Source organism: Achromobacter sp. MUI-25009338 (assembly GCF_057359325.1).
In genome coordinates, this window is record NZ_CM170627.1 from 2,887,945 (window position 1) to 2,905,224 (window position 17,280).

The window sequence follows — 17,280 nt, forward strand, 5'->3', positions numbered from 1 at the left end:
GTCTGCACCCACCGAGCAATCCGCGTTCCCGCGCTGGCCGGCGCTACAGGCCCAGTTTCTTCAGCATGCGCGGGCCCACCGTCTTGCGGGCCGCTTCGTAGCCTTGCCAGGGATCGCCCAGTTCGCGCGCCAGCTCCACCGCGTTGCGGATATTGCAGGCCGCGCCGCGCCAGTCGCGTCCGGATTCCAGCGCGTCCCAGCCCACGGGCAGCGACACCGGCGCGCCGGCGCGGGCGCGCGCCGAGTAGGCCGCGATGGCGGTGGCGCCGTTGCCGTTGCGCAGATAGTCCACGAAGATGCGCCCGTGGCGGCGCACTTTGGACATATTGGAGGTGTAGCGCTCGGGGATGACCCGCGCCAGTTCGTCGGCCAGCGCGCGCGCCAGGCCCTTGACCACGTCCCAGGGCTGGGTCGCGCGGATCGGCGCGACCAGGTGCAGGCCCTTGCCGCCGGTGGTCTTCAGGAACGGCGTCAGGCCGATTTCCTGCATCAGGCCGCGCGCCAGCTGCGCGCCTTCGGCGACGGCCTGCCATTGCACGTCGGGGCCCGGGTCCAGGTCTATGGTGATGCGGTCCGGCTCGTCGGGCCGCGGCTGGCGCGCGCCCCAGGTATGGAACTCGATGACGCCGCGCTGCACCATGGCCAGCACGCCTTCCAGCGAGCGGATCAGCAGGTGTTCGCCGTCGCGTTCCAGGCCCTCGGGCAGCCGGCCGCTGATGTGCTTCTGGAAAAAGCAGGTGGCGTCGGTGCCGTCCGGGCAGCGCAGCAGCGCGATGCGCCGGCCCCGCAGATGCGGCAGGATCAGTTCGCCGGCCGACTCGTAATAGCGCGCCAGGTCCAGCTTGGTGGTGTCCGGGTCGTGCATGATGACCCGGCCCGGATGCGTGATGCGGACCTGGCCCACCTTGTCGGCGGCCTTGTCCGTCCTGGCGGCGGGGGGCTCGGGCGTGGGGGCTACCCGTTCGCCCTCGACCTCGCTGGCCGGCTTGTCCTCGCGCAGCCCGACGAAGGACGCCTGGCGCAGCAGCTTGTCCTGGGTGACGCTGGCGTAGCGGATTTCCGCCACGAGTTCCGGCTTGACCCAATGGATTTCGCCCGCGCTCTGCCCATAGCGCCCGGGGCCGGGCAGCTCGCCCGCGAACGGGCTGGCGTCCGTCTCCAGCGCGTGCAGCTTCTTGTAGAGCGAGGCCAGGGTGGCGGCGGTGAAGCCTGTGCCGACGCGGCCCGCGTATTCCAGCTTCCGGCCCTTGCGCAGGCCCACCAGCAGCGCGCCGAAATGCTTGCGCGCGCCGGCCGGCGCGGTGTAGCCGCCGATCACGTATTCCTGGCGAGGCCGGCACTTGAGTTTCAGCCAGGCCGTGCCCCGGCCCGCCACGTAGCGCGAATCCAGGCGCTTGCAGATCAGTCCTTCCAGGCTCAGCCGGCAGGCTTCGGACCAGGCCGCGCGTCCTTCGGTGCCGTCGGCCACCTCCAGGCGCTGCGTCATCTGCAAGGGGACGCCGTCCGGCAGCGCGGCCAGCACCTGCTCCAGGCGCGCCTGGCGCTCGGACAGGGGCAGATCGCGCAGGTCTTCGCCGTCCCAGTAAGGCAGGTCGAAGGCCATGAACGACAGGTCCTGGGTGCGGCCGTCCAGCGCGTTCTGCAGCAACTGGAAGTCCGATATGCCGCGCTCGTCCAGGCAGACCACTTCGCCGTCGATCCAGCCGTCGGGCAGGTCCAGCGCATCCAGGGCGTCGGCCAGCACGGCCATGCGCGCGGTCCAGTCGATGCCGCTGCGGCTGACCAGGCGCGCGCGTCCGCCGTGCACGCGGCACAGGATGCGATAGCCGTCGTACTTGACCTCGTAGGACCAGCCCGTTCCCTGCGGCGGGGCCTCGACCAGCGTGGCCAGTTGCGGCGCGAGCGTGGCCGGCAGCGCCGCGCGGCGCGTGGCCGGCCGGGCGCTTTTGGTCGTTTTCGTCGTCTTCGCCGCCTTGGCGGGCTTTTTCGCCTCGGCCTTGCGGGCCGCCTCGGCGTCATCGCCTTCGAGCGCCGCGTCGTCGTCCAGCTTGCGCAGCAGCCATTGCTTGTCTTCCTTGCCCAGGCGCAGCAGGGCCCAGGCGCCATTCAGGGTGCCGCCATGCAGGGTGAAGCGCAGATGCCCGCGCGCCAGTCCGCGCCTGGGATCGCCGTCCGGCGTCCAGGTGCCGCGGTCCCAGATGTCCACGTGGCCGGCGCCGTAGTGGCCCTTGGGGATGTCGCCCTCGAACTTGCCGTATTCGACCGGGTGGTCCTCGACCTTGATGGCCAGGCGCTTGACGTCTGGATCGCGGCTGGGTCCCTTGGGCACGGCCCAGCTCACCAGCACGCCGTCGAGTTCCAGGCGGAAGTCGTAGTGCAGCGCGCGCGCCTCGTGGCGCTGGACCACGAAGGACAGGTCGCCGGCGCGGCGCGCGCGCGGCGCCTTGCCGGCGGGTTCGCGGGTGCCGGTGAAGTCGCGCATCCTGCGGTACTGGGCCAGCGGTTCGCTCATGGGAACTCCTTATGACCGGCTCACGCCGCCTTGCGCCTGGCGGACGCGCCGGACTTGGCGGCAGTTTTCCTGGCGGCGGGCTTTTTCTTCGGCGCGGCGCGCTTGGCCGGCGCCTTGCGGGCGCCGCCGCGCTGCTCGATGCTCTGCTTGAGCAGCGACATCAGGTCTATCACCTTGGCCGATTCGCGCGGCGCCTTCGCGCCGTCCTCGGCTTCGGCCAGCACGTGGGTGCGGCCGGCCTTGATCTTCTTTTCGATGGCCGCCAGCAGGTCTTCGCGATAGTCGTCGCGATAGGCCTGCGGGTCCCAGGGGCCGGTCATGTCCTCGACCAGCCGCAACGCCATGTCGCGTTCGCGCGCGGCCGGCGCGGCGGTCTTGCCGGCGGGCAGGTCCAGGTCATCGGCCGACAGGATCTCGCCGGCGTAGCGCAGCGTGATCAGCATCAGGGCGTCGCCCTGCGGCAGCAGCGCGCACAGGTATTGGCGCGTGTGCAGCACCACGCGCGCCAGCCCCAGCCTGCCGGTCTGGCGCAGCACCTCGCGCAACAGCACGTAGCCTTTTTCGCCGCGCCGGTCCGGCGCCAGGTAGTAAGGGGTGTCGTAGTAATAGATCGGCACTTCGGCGGCGTCGACGAAACCCTGTATCTCCACCGTCTGGGTGGCGGCGACGTTGGCGCGCTTGAAGTCCTCGTCGTTCATGTAGACGTATTCGCCTTTTTCGTACTCGTAACCCTTGACGATGTCTTCCGAGGCGACGGGCTTGCCGGTGCGCTTGTTGATGCGCTGGTAGCCGATGGGCGCGTCGTCGCGCCGGTCTATCCAGTCGAAATCCAGGCGCTGCGGCCGCGTGGCCGCATGCACCACGATGGGCACGTGCACCAGGCCGAACGAGATCGCGCCTTTCCAGATGGTACGCGGCATGGCCGCCTCCAGAGGTCGGGGACGGGATTAGCAGCAAGCCGCATGCCCGGCGCCGGGCATGCGGCCGCGGCCGCGCTACTGGCGGCCGACCACCACGCCGAACAGAAAGGCCGCGCCGGCCACCAGCCCGATCGCCTGCCACGGCCGGGCATGGATGTACTCCTCGGTGCAATCGATGGTTTCGCGCATCAGGTCGCCCGCATTGTCGGAAGCGTCGCGCAGGCTGCGCCGGGTGGCGCGCAGCTGCTCCGACAGCCGCTCGCGCAGCGCCTCCAGATCGGTGGCTTCCTTATCGTTGAGAGTGGCCTCCAGTTCGTCGATCCAGGATTCCGGATGCCGCGCGCGGCGGCGCAGGCTGCTGTTGTCCGGGCCGTTCTCGGGAAAATCGGAGGGCAGGGGGGTGTTGGTAGTGGCCATCGCAAGCTCCTGGCGGTCGGGCTGGAAAAGCGTCTTGCAAGCCGGCCCGGGACGGCGCGCAAGACGGGTCGGGATCAGGGCCCGAGCATGTCGCGGCAGGCCAGCGCGCAGCCCAGGCAGGCGCCGGCGCAGATCTGGCAATGCTGCGCCGGCGACGCCGAACACGCGCGGGCGCAGGCGTCGCAGAGCTGGGCGCACAAGGCGCACAGCCCCTTGGCGAACTCGCCGTCGCGCGCCAGCATGGCCGCACACAGCCGGCAGACGGCGGCGCAATCCGTGCACAGGCCGATGGCCCGCTGCATGCCGGCGGCGTCTTCCCGCAGGCACATCGCGGCGCACGCGTCGCAGGCCACGGCGCATTCGTAGCAGGCTTGCACACACAGGCCGAAATTTGAGTCTCGCATTGCATCTCCTTGTGAGCCGCCGTGCCTGCCGGCAATCGGCGTGCCCGGCCGGGGCGGGCACATCCGCTTGCAATTTCGCCGCGCCGAGGGCTTTTCCGGCGCACGCGACGCCGTAGCATGAAAGACCGGAACCGGAAGGAGATACGCATGAGACCCGCAGCCAAATCCGGACATGGCAAGTCCGCCCGCGCCCGCAAGGGGCCACAGGACGGCGCGCAAGACAACGTTAAGATACTGCCGCCTCGCGGTCCCGTCGACGTTCCGCGCATGCCGGACAAGCCGGACGCCTCGACACCGGACGAAGCCGCGCGCGACCGGCGCGCCGTGGTGGACAATCGCACCGAATCGAATTGGGCCGACGGCTCGGCGCCGCAGCCGCGCGCCAAGAACGCGCGTTCATCGATTCTTTGAGCCAGCCCCGCGGCCGCCTCGTTGCAGAAAGGCCAGCAGCCGGCGCTCGTCGGCGTCCAGCCCGCGCGGGCCGTCCGGCGCGCGTGCGCGCGGCGGCAGCCGGCCTTCCAGATAGGCTTCCAGGATGGCCGGATGCACATAGCAGGCGCGGCACACGGCCGGCGTGTTCGCCAGGCGCTGCGCCACCTGGCGGATGACCTCCGCCACCGCCTGGCGGGCGCGGGCCGGGTCCGGCTCGGGACGACGTTGCAGCGCGGCGAAGGCCAGCACCGAACCCGCCCAGGTGCGGTAATGCTTGGCGGTGAAATCGCCCACGCCGGCCTCGCGCAGATAGGCGTTGACCGCGCCCGAATCCACCGGATGGCTCTCGCCTTCATCGTCCAGGTACTGGAACAGCTGCTGTCCCGGAATATCCATGCAGCGCTTGATCACGCGCGCCACGCGCCGGTCGGCCAGCCTGACGTCGTGCGCCACGCCGCTCTTGCCGTGAAAGCGGAAACGGATGCGGCCGCCGGCCACGCTGGCGTGGCGGCGCTTGAGCGTGGTCAGGCCGTAGGAACGGTTCTGGCGCGCGTATTCGCGCGCGCCGATGCGGATCAGCGTGGTCTCCAACAGCCGCACCAGCGTGGCGATGACCTTGTCCTGCGACAGCCCGGGCGCGGCCAGGTCGCGCTGCACGCGCCTGCGCACGCGCGGCAGCGCTAGCCCGAAGGCCGCCAGGCTCTGGTATTTGTCGGCGTCGCGCACCGCGGTCCAGTCGGGGTGGTAGCGGTACTGCTTGCGGCCGCGCGCATCGCGGCCCGTGGCCTGCAGATGTCCGCGCGGGGTGGGGCAGATCCACACGTTTTCATAGGCCGGCGGTATCGCCAGCGCGTCGATGCGCGCGATTTCAGCCGCGTCGCGGATGCGGCGTCCCTGCGTGTCCAGATAGGCGAAGGCGCGGCCGTTGACCCGCATTCGGGTATAGCCGGGCCGGGCGTCGTCGACATAGACCAGGCCCGCCTCGGTGGTGGCGGACGGCGCGGACGCAGCGGTGGAGCGGGCGGATTTCATGCGGGCAGGGCAGGCGTGGAAGGAAGCGCGGCAAGCAGCATTCCGCGTGCCCGGGCACGCCGCTTGCTGCAAGCGGCTGGGATTCCCGAAGGAGGCCGCCATGCAAACTTTTTTCCATATGCACGTCCCACCCAAACCCGATCCGATTCCGCCGGGTTCGCCGCCGGGCGACCTGCCCGTGGACCCCGATACCGACGAACCGGACGTCGATCTGCCCCCGCTGTCGCCGCCCGGCAAGGAAATCACCCCGCCCGGGAAGTGATGTCCGCCCGTCGTTCCAGAACTCGAATCGATAAAGACGAGGAGTCGCCATGTCGACCATTCTGCTGATCATCCTCATCCTGCTGCTGATAGGCGCCGTGCCGGCCTGGCCGTACAGCAGGGGCTGGGGCTACTTCCCCAGCGGCATCCTGGGCATTCTGCTGATCGTGTTGATCGTGATGCTGCTGACCGGACGCTTGTAGGCGCGCGGCGGCGGGCGCGCGGCCATCGCGCGCCCGGTTCCCGCTAGTGGGAGAACATGACCGGCAAGGTCATGTTTTTCAGGATCGACGCGGTGGCGCCGCCCAGCGCCCACTGGCGCAGCTTGCTGTGGCCATAGGCGCCCATGACGAGCAGGTCCGCGCTGAAGTCCGCGGCCGCGTTCAGGATGGTGCTGCCCACTCCCACGCCCTTGACGTCGCGGCGTACGTGCTCGGGTGCCGGCATGCCGTGGGCTTCGCAGAAGCTGGCCAGGTCCTCGAACGCGATCTGCGCCTTGCCGCGCGACTCGCCTTCCTCCATGGTCAGCACGATCAGGGTCGAAGCCAGGCGCAGCATGGGCGCGGCGTCGGCCAGCGCGCGGGCGGCTTCGCGGCTGCCATCCCAACAGCACAGCACGCGCTCGCCGATGACCGGGAAGGCGCCGATGGACGGCACCACCAGCACCGGACGGCCGGCCGTCAGCAGCGTCTGCTCGACGAACTCGATCTCGTGCGCGGCTTCGACGTCTTCGCGGTTCTCCTGGCTGACGACGATGAGGTCGCTGGCGCGGCCCAGCGCCGCGACGGTGGCGCTGGGCGAGGCTTCGCCGGCGCGCACCGCCGCCGGCACGTCGGCGGCCCCGGCGGAGGCGAGAAAGCCGTTCAGCACCGCATCGCGGCTCTGGGTCTGCAGTTGCTCCATGACGCTGGCGGCGCGCGACATCAGCACCGATTCGCCGTAGTAGTACTGCGGCGGCGCGGCGTTGGCGTAAATGCCGACGAGCTCGGCCTTGTGGCGGCGGGCCAGCCCGAGCGCGACGTCGGTGCGGCGCTTACAGTCGAATCCGTGATCGAGGTGTACGGAAATGCGGCGGTACATGATGGCCTCCTGGGTTGAACGTGATCGGTCAACAACATGGTTGCGCGTTCGGTGCGATCGGCCCTTGATAAGGGTCAACCCGTACTCAGTTTCCACGAACGGCCGCAACTCCCCGCCATCGCATTGGCAACCAAAAGTGTCGGCCATCGCGTTAAAGACCGCCGGAGTACATATGGACACACTTCTGTATCTTTGCCGCGTCAAATATGAAAATTTGCCTGGAACAAACATAGGAAATCGCATAAAAAACGCTGTAGCTGGGAATACTCATGTCCAAATGTGCCGCTTTCTGCGCCCGGACAGCGCAGGCTCTGCCCGGTGGCACGCAAGGAGCGTCGGCATGACGTCGAATCACGAGGCTTCCACAGGCTCGGTGGCGAGCGACGACGAGATCGCCGCATTGGTAAATGGCAAGGATGGGCTGCGCGTGCTGCTGCAGCCGCAGGTGGACCTGTTGACGGGCCGTATCGTGTCGGCCGAGGCGCTGGCGCGCTGGCATCATCCTAGACTGGGCATCGTCATGCCCGGCGAATTCATTCCCGCAATCAACCGGCTGGGCCTGGACAGGGCCTTCTTCGAGCGCGTGTCCCTGCGCGCGATCGACATGCTGCTCACCCTCAGGCGCGCCGGCATCGCGGTGCCCCTTGCGGTCAATGCGCCCGCGTCCACGCTGTCGGACGAGCGCGCGGTGGACTTCCTGCTGGGCCGCATCCACGCCGCCGAACTGCCGGCTTCGCTGCTGCGCGTGGAGCTCACCGAAGACCAACCGATCCGCGAACTCGACGTGCTGCGCGCGGCGCTGCTCAAGCTGGAGAACGCGGGCTGCGAGGTCAGCCTGGATGATTTCGGCACCGGCCACGCGTCGCTGAAACTGCTCTCGGCCATTCCGCTGTCCGAAGTCAAGATCGACCAGTATTTCGTCACCCGCATGCGGCGCAGCGCCGTGGCGTTCGAGGTACTGCGGGCGGCGGCCGAGCTGGCCAACCGGCTGGGCCGGCGGGTGGTCGCCGAAGGGGTGGAGAACGTGGCCGACATCCCCGCGCTGCGCGCCGCGGGCTGCCGCTACGGGCAGGGCTTCGCGCTGGGCCGGCCCATGCCGCTGGACGAACTGATGATGCGCCTGCGCACGCAGCGCGAGCGCGGCGAGGCGCTGGCCGCGCCCATCCCGTACGCCTCGACCTGGCTGGACGCCTATGATGACGCCCGCCAGGACGCGCCGCCGGCGCGTCGCACGCGCCACGTCACCACGCAATAGCGGCGCGCCCGCGCAGAATTTACCGGGCCGGCGCGCGGTTCTTGGCGTTTTTTCCCTCTTGCATGTCGGGTTGCCCGGCCGTCGGCCTTGGGCACGCGGGTTGCTCTGCATAGTCCGGCGGAGTGTGTCCGCTTCATCAGGAGACGTGCAATGTCGACTCAGAACCAGCCCGACCAGCAGAAGCAGCCCCAGAAACAGCAGAGCCAGGAAGACCAGCGGGACCGTCGCCAGCCGGGGCAGCAATCCGGCCAGCAGGCCGACAAGGGCCGCCAGCAGCAAGGCCATGCGCCGGGGCAGCAAAGCAAGATGCCGCGCTGACGCCCCAAGGCCGCGCGCCGCGCCGCAAGGCGCGACGCCGGCGCAGGCCCTGTCCGGGTTGCCGGGCAGGGCCTTTATCTATTCATCGCCAGGCGGCCCCGACAGGCAGAGCGCCACCGGCAGGTCGCGCAGCGCTTCGGCCAGCGGCAGGCTGCCGTCGGCCAGCGGCGCGATGCGCCGGCCGTCCAGCGCGTTGCGCCAGCGGGCGGCAGGCAGGCGCAGCACCGTATCGGCCCAGTAGCCTCGCGCGGCGTCGGCGCGGCCGCGCGCATAGTCCGCCAGCGCCAGCGCGCACAGATGCGGCGCGACGATGAGCGCGTCGCCGTCGGCGTGGCGGCGCAGCCAGGCCAGCACCTGGCCGGCCCGGGGGCCGTGCACGGGCACCGCCTCGCAATCGGCCCCGGCGTACAGCGCGGGCGTGCGCGCGCGCGCCGCCAGCAGCCGCTGGATCAGCGCCAGCTTGACCGCGCCGCTGCGCCAGGCCGCGTCCGACAGGTCCGGGGCCGAAGCCGCACGCGCCTGCGCCAGCAGCGCCTCGCGGCGGGCGTAGTCCACCGGGCGGCGGTTGTCGGGATCGACCAGGCTGAAGTCCCACAGCTCCGTGCCCTGATACAGGTCCGGCACGCCCGGCAGCGTATTGCGCAGCAGGGTCTGGACCAGGCTGTTGACCATGCCGGCGGGCGCCAGTCCGGCGGCGAACGCGGCGATCTCTTCGAGCAATCCGCGGCCCGCGGGATCGGCGCGCAGGAAGTCCAGCAGGCCCTGGGCGGCGTCCTCGTAGGCTGGGTCCGGATCGGTCCAGCTGGTGTGCAGCTTGGCTTCGCGCAGCGCCTTGGTCTGCCATTGCCCGATGCGCCCGAACCAGTCCGCTAGCGCCGCGTCGTCCGGCATGTCGTCGCCCGCGCCCCAATCGGCCGGCCACGCGCCCACCAGGGTCTGGACCAGCAGATAGCGGTCGGCCAGCGTCGGCGCGTCGTTCGCCGCGGGCAGCGCCTGTATCCAGCGCAGCGCGGTATCGCGCCAGCGCTGCGGCATTTCGCTCAGCGCGGCCAGGCGGGCGCGCGCGTCTTCGCCGCGCTTGTGGTCGTGCGTGGCGGTGGCCAGCATGGCGCGCGGATGCGCCTGGGCGCGCGCCCGCGTGCGCGCCAGGAACTCGGCCGGCGCCAGCGCAAAGCAGTCGGGCGCGGCGCCGACCTCGTTGCGCGACAGCAGCGGTCCGTAACGGTAGAACAGCGTGTCTTCCAGCGCCTTGGCGGCCAACGGCGGAGTCAGTTGCTGGAAGCGGCGCAAGGCCAGCGCGCGGACCTCGGGGTCCGGCCCCGGCGAGCCGTCCAGCCACCCGTCCAGCAATTCCAGCAAGGCCGCGTCGGCGCCGCCGGCCGGCGCCGGCAGCAGTTGCGCCGCGCGCGCGAAGGCGGCGCGGCATACGCGGCGGTCGGCCTCGCCGCGCCCGCCGTCTTCGGCATAGCTGCGGTAGACGGGAAATGCCGTCAGCACGGCCGACAGCGCGCGGTCGATGGCCTGCGCGCTCCAGTCGCGGGTGCGCAGGTCCTGGCGGGCGATGCGCGCCAGGCAGCGCGCCAGCGCCAGCCGTTCCGACGGAAAGTGGCGCGCCAGCATGCGGCGGCGCGCGGCTTCCAGCTGCTCGCGCGGGGCGCGCACGTCGCCCGTCAGGGCCTGCCAGAATACGCGCAGCGGCGCTTCGGCGGCCGGGGCGTGCAGCAGCGCGCCGACCTGGTCCATGAAGTCGTAGCCGGTGGTGCCGTCCGTCCGCCAGCGCGGGTCCGGGCTTTCTTCGGGGGCCAGGATTTTTTCCACCACCACATAGGGCTCGCCGGCCTGGGCCAGGCGCTGGCCCAGGTGGCGCAGATAGGCTCCCGGCGCGGCCAGCCCGTCGATGTGGTCGATGCGCAGGCCGTCCAGGATGCCCTCGGCGTATAGCCGCAGCACCATCGCGTGGACCGCCTCGAACACCGCTTCGTCCTCGACGCGCACGCCCACCAGTTCGCTGATTTCGAAAAAGCGGCGCCAGTTGATCTGGTCGGGCGCGGTGCGCCACCAGGCCAGCCGGTAATGCTGGCGTTCCAGCAGTTCGTGCAGGCGCCGGCGGCCCGCGTCCCGCGCGGGAGCGTACATATCCTCCAGCGACGCGCCGGACAGGCCGCGCGGAATCGAGGGCGCGGCCACGGGATACAGCGCGCCGGCGGCCTCCAGCGCGGGCGCGCCGCCGTCCGGATCGTGGCGCAGCCGGATCGCGCCGCGCGCCAGCGCCTCGCCATAGGGCTCGGCCAGCACCGGCAGCAGCACCTTGCCGCGCAGCGCGGCGTCCGGCGGGTCCCAGTCGATGTCGAAACAGCGCGCGTGCGCGCTGGCGGCGCCGTGCGCCAGCACGTCGCGCCACCAGCGGTTGTCCGGGTGGGCGGCCATGTGGTTGGGCACGATGTCGGCGATCAGCCCGAGCCCGCGGCCGCGGGCCGCCCGCGCCAGGCGCCGCAGCGCCGGCTCGCCGCCCAGCTCGGGATTGACGCAGCCGTGGTCGATCACGTCATAGCCGTGGGTGGAGCCGGCGCGCGCGCGGGTGATGGGCGACAGGTACAGGTGGCTGACGCCCAGGTCCGCGTAATAGCCCACGCGCGCGCAGGCGTCGTCCAGTGTGAAGCCGGCGTGCAATTGCAGGCGGATGGTGGCGCGTGGGGCGGTCATGGCGGGCCTCGCTCGCGGCCGGCGCGCAGCGCGTCCAGCCGCAGCCGCGCGCCGGGCTCTTCGAAGCAGGCGCGGTTGTCCAGCGGCAGGCGCTGGCGCCAGTTGGGATGCTGGTCTATGGTGCCGGGCAGGTTGGGCTGGTCCAGCGCTCCGGCCAGGTCCTCCATCGGCGCCAGCAGCAGCGGGCAGGGCGCGGAAGACACGAAGCGCAGCAGCGCGGGCACGGGCGGCGCGGCGGGCGCCGTGCGCTCGTCGGCGCCGATGGCCTGCGCCAGCAGCGCGCGGTCGGCGGCGCGTTCGCGGCGCAGCGTGTCGGCGCTTTCTCCCGGGCCGAGCAGGCCGAGGCGGGCGCGCCAGTCTATGTCGTGGCCGGCCCACCAGCCGCGCAGCGTGGGCAGGTCGTGCGTGGTCGTCATGGCCGCGGCGGCCGGCGGCCACGCGCTCGCGGGCAGGAACGGGGCGGATTCGCCGGGCCCGCGCATGAACCACAGCACGTCCATGCCCAGCACGCCGTGCGCGGCCAGCGTGTCGTCGAAGCCCGCGGGCACGGTGCCCAGGTTCTCGCCTATCACCAGCGCGCGGTGCCGCCACGCTTCCAGCGCCGTCAGCGCCAGCAGCGTGCCGAGCGGATAGCGCAGATAGGCGCCGCCGCCGGCCGGCGCGCCATCGGGCACCAGCCACAGCCGGGCCATGCCCAGGATATGGTCGATGCGCACGCCGCCGGCGTGCGCCAGGGTGGCGCGCAGCATGTCGATGAAGGCGGCGTAGCCGGAAGCCGCCAGCGCGCGCGGCGAGAATGCGGTCAGGCCCCAGTTCTGCCCCTGCGGGTTATGGATATCGGGCGGCGCGCCGATGGCCATGCGCGGCATCAGGTCGGCCTGGCGCGACCAGGCGTGGCTGCCGTCCGGACTGTCGCCCACCGCCAGGTCGGCCACCAGGCCGATCCGCATGCCGGCCTCGCGGCCCGCGGCGTGCGCCTGCGCCAGGCTTTCGGCCGCCAGCCATTGCGCGAAACAATGGAAATCCACCTCCTGGGCATGGAGGCGGGCAAAGCGGCGCACGCAAGGCGACTCGGGGTCGCGCCATTGCGCCGGCCATTGCGGCCAGGACGTATCCTCGCCGCCGCGCGCCGCGTGCAGCGCTTCGAACACCGCATGGTCCCGCAGCGCCTGGCCTTGCGCGGCGCAGAAGCGCGCGTATTGCTGGCGCAGGTCGGTCGCGGCCACCGCCTGGAACTGGCGGTGCAGGGCGCGCAGCAGGCGCTGGCGCCGCGCGCCCGCGTGGGGCCAGTCTATCCAGGGCGCCGCGCCGTATCCGCCGGGTTCCTCGACCTGGGCGCGGCGCAGCGCCGCGGCGCCCAGCACCGCCACAGGATTGGCGTACAGCGTGTTCAGGAACAAGCGGCTGGACGGCGCGTAGGGGCTGCAACGCGCCGGTTGCGCCGCAAACATGGCGTGCACCGGGCTGATGGCCAGCGCGTCGGCGCCCTGGGCGCCGGCCAGCCGCGCCAGTTCGCGCAGCGCGCCGAAGTCGCCGAAGTCGTCCTCCGGCTGCGGCCCGCCCGGGACCGGCGCGCGCCGCAGGCTGTAGACCTGCGCGCACAGGCCCCAGCTGCGCGGACGGGCCTGTCCGGTCAGCTCCGCCAGGCCCGGCGCGCGGCGCGGCGCGACCGCCAGCACCGTGTCCTGTCCCGAAGCGAAGGACAACGCGTGATAGCCCGGTTCGTCGGGCGCGGTCAGCAAGGGGCCGGCCGCGCCCTCGATCAAACGGCCGGACTCGCAGCGGATCTGATACGCGCCGCGCGCGTCGCGCGGCAGTTTCAGCGGATCGCCGGCGCGCGCCGCGAGCAGCGGCGGCAGCCGCGCCGCTTCCTCGTCCAGCCGGTCCGCGCTTTCGCGTATGTCTCGGGCGCTGGCCGCGGGCAGGCCCAGGGCGGCCAATAGCGCCCGCAAGGCGTCGGGCGAGACGCGCTGCGGGCACTGGCGCGCGTCGGTCCAGTGTTCCGCGATGCCGGCCCTGGCGGCCAGCGCCGACAAAGCGTCGTCCGCGCTCATGCCGGCTCCTCCAGCAGCCACACGGTGTTGTCGCCGCAAAGTTCGCCGTGCGCCAGGCCGTCGCGTCCGCCGGCCCGGGATTCGAACAGCAGCGTGGCGTACAGGTCCGCGCCCGGCAGCAGCGCCTGCGGCAGCGGCAGGCGGCGCGGCCCCAGGTTGGCGTAGACCTCCAGCCGCGCGCCGTCGGCCAGCCGCCAGCGCGCGAACACGCCGTGGCGGTCCACGGCGCTGGCGCCCAGGCTGACCGCGCCGGCCAGCCTGGGCGCGATCAGGCGGGCGCGCAGCTGCAGCAGGGCGGTATAGGTCTCCAGCCATTGCCGCGCGTCGTCGCCGGGTTCGGCGTGGCTGGCCAGCCAGGTCGCGGGGTCGTTCGGGTCGGGCAGGCGCCGCGCCGCGTCGGCCCCCGCAAACTGCGCGAAGCGCGCGAACTCGCGCCGCCGGCCGTCGCGCACGGCCTGCGCCAGCGCCGGGTCGGCATGGCTGGTGAAATAAAGAAAAGGCGTGCGCGAGCCGTGTTCCTCGCCCATGAAGATCAAAGGAATCTGCGGCGCCAGCAGCTGCAGCGCGACCGCGGCGCGCAGCCGCGCCGGCTCGTCGACCAGGCTGGTCAGGCGTTCGCCGAAGGCGCGGTTGCCGGTCTGGTCGTGGTTTTGCAGGAACAGCACGAAGGCGGTCGGCGGCAGGTCGGCGCTGGGCTCGCCGCGCGGCTCGCCGCCGCGGTAGGGCGAGGGCTGCCCCTGGTAGAGCCAGCCCTCGGACAGGCAGCGCGCCAGCGCCTCGGCCGGGCGATCGGCGTAGTCGGCGTAGTAGCCCTGGGTTTCGCCGGTCAGCAGATGGTGCAGCACGTGGTGCGCGTCGTCGTTCCATTGGGCGTCATAGTCGCCGCAAAGCAGGCTGGCGCGGTTGTCGTCGTTTTCCAGCACCAGATGCACGCGGCGTTCGGCCGGGACGCGGCGGCGCACCTCGGCCGCCAGCTCGTGCAGCCACTGGTGGCCGACGATGGCGTGCACGGCGTCCAGCCGCAGGCCGTCGAAGCGGTACTCGGTCAGCCAGTACACCGCGTTGTCCTTGAAGAACTGGCTGACCGCAGGCTGGCGGAAGTCGATGGCGTCGCCCCAGGGCGTGTGCGCGTCCTTGCGGAAGAAGGGCGCGGCGTAGCGCGCCAGATAGTTGCCGTCCGGCCCGAAGTGGTTGTAGACCACGTCCAGCATCACGCCCATGCCCAGGCCGTGAGCGGTGTCGATCAGCCGCTTCAGCTCCTCGGGCGTGCCGTAGGCGGTGTCGGGCGCATAGGGCAGCACGCCGTCATAGCCCCAATTGCGCGGGCCGGGAAAATCGGCGATGGGCATCAGTTCCAGCAGCGTGACGCCCAGCGCGGCCAGCGCGGGCAGGCGCGCCTCCAGCTGCGCGTAGCCGCCTTCCAGGCCGGCGTGCGTTTCGTAAAGCACGCTCTGTTCCCAGGGCAGGCCGCGCCAGTCCGGGTGGCGCCAGGGATAGCCGTCGGGCGCGACCACGATGCTGTCGCCGTGCACGTCGCCGTCCTGCAGGCGCGAGGCCGGATCGGGCATGACGGTATCGGCGTCCAGCCGGTAGTGGTAGCGCGCGCCGGGCGGGCAATCGACGTCCGCCTGCACGAAGCCGTCGGCGCCCGGGCGCAGCGCGATGGGGGCATGGCCTTCGACCTCCAGCGCCAGGCCCGCCGGCGCGGTCGGGGCCCACAGCCGGAAGCGCGTCACGCCGCTGTCGAGCAGCGTGGCGCCGAAACCGCCGCCGGCCGCCGTCATGATGCGTCTCCGTTCAGCTGCGCGGCCGCCAGCAGCACCACGCTGTGCGCCGCCACCGTGACCGCGGCGTCGGCCAGCGGCGCGGCCGGGGCCAGCGTGGCCGAATCCAGTTCGCGTATCCAGGCCGCGGCCGGCGCGGGCAGCGTGAACACCGCGGCCTCGTCGCCCGGGTTGAGCAGCAGCAAGGTGAGGTCGACGCCGCCGTCTTCGCGCGAGGCGGCGCGGCGCAGCGCCAGCACGCGTTCCTGTTCGGCGTCCCACGCCGCCTGGTCCAGCGGCGCGCCGGCGGCGTCGAACCAGGCGATGGCGGCCACGCCCGGGCTGGGCTCGCGGGCGGCGTCGCTGTAGCGGGCGGCGCGCACGCTGGGATGGGCGCGGCGCAGCGCGACCAGGCGCGCGACGTAACGCGTCAGTTCGCGCCCCGCGTCGCTCTGCGCCTGGGTCCAGTCCAGCCACGACACCGCGTTGTCCTGGCAGTACGCATTATTGTTGCCGTCCTGGCTGTTGCCGAATTCGTCGCCGGCCAGCAGCATGGGGGTGCCGTCCGACAGCAACACGCTGGCCAGCATGGCGCGCGCCGCCAGCGCCCGGGTTTCCAGGATGGCGGCGTCCTGGGTCGGGCCTTCCTCGCCCCAGTTGCGGCTGTAGTTCTCGCCGTGCCCGTCGTTGCCGTTCTCGCCGTTGGCCTCGTTATGGCTGTTGTCGTAGGACACGATATCGGCCAGCGTGAAGCCGTCGTGCGAGGCCGCGTAGTTGACCGTGGCCCAGGGCCGGCGGTGGCGGCGGTCGAACAGCTCGCGCGAGCCGCAAAGACGGGCGGCGATCTCGCCGCGCATGCCGTCGTCGCCGCGCCAGTAGCGCCGCACGCCGTCGCGGAACTTGTCGTTCCATTCCGCGAAACCGGGCGGGTGGTTGCCGAGCTGGTAGCCGTCCGGGCCCACGTCCCAGGGTTCGGAAATCAGTTTGAGCCGGGCCAGCGCCGGGTCCTGCAGCACCGCGTCGAAGAATCCGGAGCCGGGATCGTAGCCCGTGCCTTCGCGGCCCAGCGTGACGCCCAGGTCGAAGCGGAATCCGTCCACGCCGTAGGAACTGGCCCAGTAGCGCAGCGAGTCGGTCACCATCTGCAGCACGCGCGGGTGCGACAGGTTGACGGTATTGCCGCAGCCGGTGTCGTTGATGTAGTAGCGCTCGTCGCCCGGCACCAGGCGGTAGTAGCTGGCGTTGTCCAGCCCGCGCCAGGACAGGGTGGGGCCCATTTCGTTGCCTTCGCAGGTGTGGTTGTAGACCACGTCCAGTATCACCTCGATGCCGGCGGCGTGCAGCCGGCGGATGGCCTGGCGCAGTTCGTTCGGGTTGTGCTGCAGGTAGGCCGGCTCGGGCGCGAAGTAGGACAGCGTGCTGTAGCCCCAGTAGTTGCGCAGCCCGCGTTCGGTCAGGAAGCGGTCCTGCAGGAAGGCGTGCACCGGCAGCAGCTCCACCGCGGTCACGCCCAGCCGCTGCAAGTGCTCGATAAAGCGCGGATCGGCCAGCGCGGCGCAGGTGCCGCGCAGCGGCGGGCGCAGGTCTTCGCGCAGCATGGAGGCGCCGCGCACGTGCACTTCATAGATGATGGTGTCCTGCCACGGCGTGGCCGGCGGGCGGCTGTTGCCCCAGATGAAAGGGGCTTCCTCGGGCACGATGGCCTTGGGCATGGCGGGTGCGCTGTCGCGGCGGTCGATGCTGAGGTCGCCGCGCGCGTGGTTCATGCGGTAGCCGAACAGCGCATCGCTCCACCGCAGCGGGCCGGTCAGCTGGCGCGCGTAGGGGTCGAGCAGCAGCTTGTGCGGATTGAAGCGGTGGCCATTGCGCGGATCGTGCGGCCCATGCGCGCGATAACCGTAGACCAGGCCGGGATGGGCGTCGGGCAGATAGCCGTGCCAGACTTCGTCGGTGCATTCCGGCAGGTCGAAGCGGCGCAGTTCCTTGCGCGCCTTGGCGTCGAACAGGCACAGCTCGATGCGCGTGGCGTTGGCCGAGAACACGGCGAAGTTGACGCCCAGCCCGTCGCTGGTCGCGCCCAGCGGGTAGGGCTGGCCGCCCTGGATGCGGGTCAGTTGCGTGGGGTCCAT

General features: G+C 71.6%; 15 protein-coding genes. 5 read left to right on the forward strand and 10 right to left on the reverse strand.

The features are described from left to right. Nucleotides 1–43: 43 nt before the first annotated feature. The 4 genes from ligD to AC1IQ6_RS13770 all read right to left on the reverse strand — a co-directional run bounded on the left by ligD (nt 44) and on the right by AC1IQ6_RS13770 (nt 4,253). A complete protein-coding gene (gene ligD / locus AC1IQ6_RS13755) occupies nt 44–2,512 on the reverse strand; it encodes a DNA ligase D (RefSeq protein WP_485866527.1) in 2,469 nt (822 codons plus the stop codon). 20 nt (nt 2,513–2,532) lie between these two features. Continuing rightward, nucleotides 2,533–3,432 carry a non-homologous end joining protein Ku gene (ku, locus tag AC1IQ6_RS13760; RefSeq protein ID WP_485866528.1) on the reverse strand — a complete coding sequence of 300 codons (900 nt, stop codon included), beginning with the start codon at nt 3,430–3,432 and terminating at the stop codon, nt 2,533–2,535. 75 nt (nt 3,433–3,507) lie between these two features. Continuing rightward, complete coding sequence (locus AC1IQ6_RS13765) at nt 3,508–3,849, reverse strand: ElaB/YgaM/YqjD family protein (RefSeq protein WP_102771213.1); 342 nt, start codon at nt 3,847–3,849, stop codon at nt 3,508–3,510. Nucleotides 3,850–3,923: 74 nt separating this feature from the next. Then, on the reverse strand, nt 3,924–4,253 hold the full coding sequence (locus AC1IQ6_RS13770; protein ID WP_111825116.1) for a four-helix bundle copper-binding protein: 330 nt from the start codon (nt 4,251–4,253) through the stop codon (nt 3,924–3,926). Nucleotides 4,254–4,400: 147 nt separating this feature from the next. On the opposite strand from AC1IQ6_RS13770, the gene AC1IQ6_RS13775 reads away from it, so the two are divergent. Continuing rightward, complete coding sequence (locus AC1IQ6_RS13775; RefSeq protein ID WP_485866529.1) at nt 4,401–4,664, forward strand: hypothetical protein; 264 nt, start codon at nt 4,401–4,403, stop codon at nt 4,662–4,664. Here the strand turns inward: AC1IQ6_RS13775 and AC1IQ6_RS13780 are convergent. Continuing rightward, a complete protein-coding gene (locus AC1IQ6_RS13780) occupies nt 4,650–5,717 on the reverse strand; it encodes a DNA topoisomerase IB (protein WP_485866530.1) in 1,068 nt (355 codons plus the stop codon). The two genes, AC1IQ6_RS13775 and AC1IQ6_RS13780, sit on opposite strands and share 15 nt — an antisense overlap. A gap of 100 nt (nt 5,718–5,817) precedes the next feature. Between AC1IQ6_RS13780 and AC1IQ6_RS13785 the strand changes: the two genes are divergently transcribed. Then, a complete protein-coding gene (locus tag AC1IQ6_RS13785) occupies nt 5,818–5,979 on the forward strand; it encodes a hypothetical protein (protein WP_181390871.1) in 162 nt (53 codons plus the stop codon). A 49-nt stretch (nt 5,980–6,028) separates the two neighbouring features. Further along, nucleotides 6,029–6,181, forward strand: a complete 153-nt coding sequence (locus AC1IQ6_RS13790) for a DUF3309 family protein (protein WP_102771209.1) — start codon at nt 6,029–6,031, stop codon at nt 6,179–6,181. A gap of 43 nt (nt 6,182–6,224) precedes the next feature. Here AC1IQ6_RS13790 and AC1IQ6_RS13795 read toward each other — a convergent pair whose 3' ends face one another. Next, nucleotides 6,225–7,058, reverse strand: a complete 834-nt coding sequence (locus tag AC1IQ6_RS13795) for a universal stress protein (protein WP_485866531.1) — start codon at nt 7,056–7,058, stop codon at nt 6,225–6,227. A 340-nt stretch (nt 7,059–7,398) separates the two neighbouring features. On the opposite strand from AC1IQ6_RS13795, the gene AC1IQ6_RS13800 reads away from it, so the two are divergent. Then, nucleotides 7,399–8,313, forward strand: a complete 915-nt coding sequence (locus AC1IQ6_RS13800) for an EAL domain-containing protein (protein WP_102771207.1) — start codon at nt 7,399–7,401, stop codon at nt 8,311–8,313. 150 nt (nt 8,314–8,463) lie between these two features. Next, a complete protein-coding gene (locus AC1IQ6_RS13805) occupies nt 8,464–8,631 on the forward strand; it encodes a hypothetical protein (protein ID WP_168202118.1) in 168 nt (55 codons plus the stop codon). 78 nt (nt 8,632–8,709) lie between these two features. Here the strand turns inward: AC1IQ6_RS13805 and treY are convergent, their stop codons facing one another. From treY to glgX, 4 genes are read right to left on the reverse strand one after another with little or no spacing between them, the layout of a single operon-like run. After that, nucleotides 8,710–11,334 carry a malto-oligosyltrehalose synthase gene (gene treY, locus AC1IQ6_RS13810; RefSeq protein ID WP_485866532.1) on the reverse strand — a complete coding sequence of 875 codons (2,625 nt, stop codon included), beginning with the start codon at nt 11,332–11,334 and terminating at the stop codon, nt 8,710–8,712. After that, entirely contained in the window at nt 11,331–13,388 is a 2,058-nt protein-coding gene (gene malQ, locus AC1IQ6_RS13815; RefSeq protein WP_485866533.1) for a 4-alpha-glucanotransferase, read from the reverse strand. Before malQ ends, treY begins: the two co-directional genes overlap by 4 nt. After that, entirely contained in the window at nt 13,385–15,172 is a 1,788-nt protein-coding gene (gene treZ, locus AC1IQ6_RS13820; RefSeq protein WP_485866534.1) for a malto-oligosyltrehalose trehalohydrolase, read from the reverse strand. Before treZ ends, malQ begins: the two co-directional genes overlap by 4 nt. Then, nucleotides 15,169–17,280: a glycogen debranching protein GlgX gene (glgX, locus tag AC1IQ6_RS13825; RefSeq protein ID WP_485866535.1), complete on the reverse strand. Its 2,112-nt coding sequence runs from the start codon at nt 17,278–17,280 to the stop codon at nt 15,169–15,171. Before glgX ends, treZ begins: the two co-directional genes overlap by 4 nt.

Coding starts and splice junctions, on each gene's coding strand:
- ku (WP_485866528.1), bottom strand. CDS start 3,432: ATGCCGCGTACCATCTGGAAAGGCGCGATCTCGTTCGGCCTGGTGCAC.
- AC1IQ6_RS13790 (WP_102771209.1), top strand. CDS start 6,029: ATGTCGACCATTCTGCTGATCATCCTCATCCTGCTGCTGATAGGCGCC.
- AC1IQ6_RS13800 (WP_102771207.1), top strand. CDS start 7,399: ATGACGTCGAATCACGAGGCTTCCACAGGCTCGGTGGCGAGCGACGAC.
- treZ (WP_485866534.1), bottom strand. CDS start 15,172: ATGACGGCGGCCGGCGGCGGTTTCGGCGCCACGCTGCTCGACAGCGGC.
- AC1IQ6_RS13805 (WP_168202118.1), top strand. CDS start 8,464: ATGTCGACTCAGAACCAGCCCGACCAGCAGAAGCAGCCCCAGAAACAG.
- AC1IQ6_RS13785 (WP_181390871.1), top strand. CDS start 5,818: ATGCAAACTTTTTTCCATATGCACGTCCCACCCAAACCCGATCCGATT.
- AC1IQ6_RS13780 (WP_485866530.1), bottom strand. CDS start 5,717: ATGAAATCCGCCCGCTCCACCGCTGCGTCCGCGCCGTCCGCCACCACC.
- AC1IQ6_RS13770 (WP_111825116.1), bottom strand. CDS start 4,253: ATGCGAGACTCAAATTTCGGCCTGTGTGTGCAAGCCTGCTACGAATGC.
- glgX (WP_485866535.1), bottom strand. CDS start 17,280: ATGGACCCCACGCAACTGACCCGCATCCAGGGCGGCCAGCCCTACCCG.
- AC1IQ6_RS13765 (WP_102771213.1), bottom strand. CDS start 3,849: ATGGCCACTACCAACACCCCCCTGCCCTCCGATTTTCCCGAGAACGGC.
- AC1IQ6_RS13795 (WP_485866531.1), bottom strand. CDS start 7,058: ATGTACCGCCGCATTTCCGTACACCTCGATCACGGATTCGACTGTAAG.
- ligD (WP_485866527.1), bottom strand. CDS start 2,512: ATGAGCGAACCGCTGGCCCAGTACCGCAGGATGCGCGACTTCACCGGC.
- AC1IQ6_RS13775 (WP_485866529.1), top strand. CDS start 4,401: ATGAGACCCGCAGCCAAATCCGGACATGGCAAGTCCGCCCGCGCCCGC.
- malQ (WP_485866533.1), bottom strand. CDS start 13,388: ATGAGCGCGGACGACGCTTTGTCGGCGCTGGCCGCCAGGGCCGGCATC.
- treY (WP_485866532.1), bottom strand. CDS start 11,334: ATGACCGCCCCACGCGCCACCATCCGCCTGCAATTGCACGCCGGCTTC.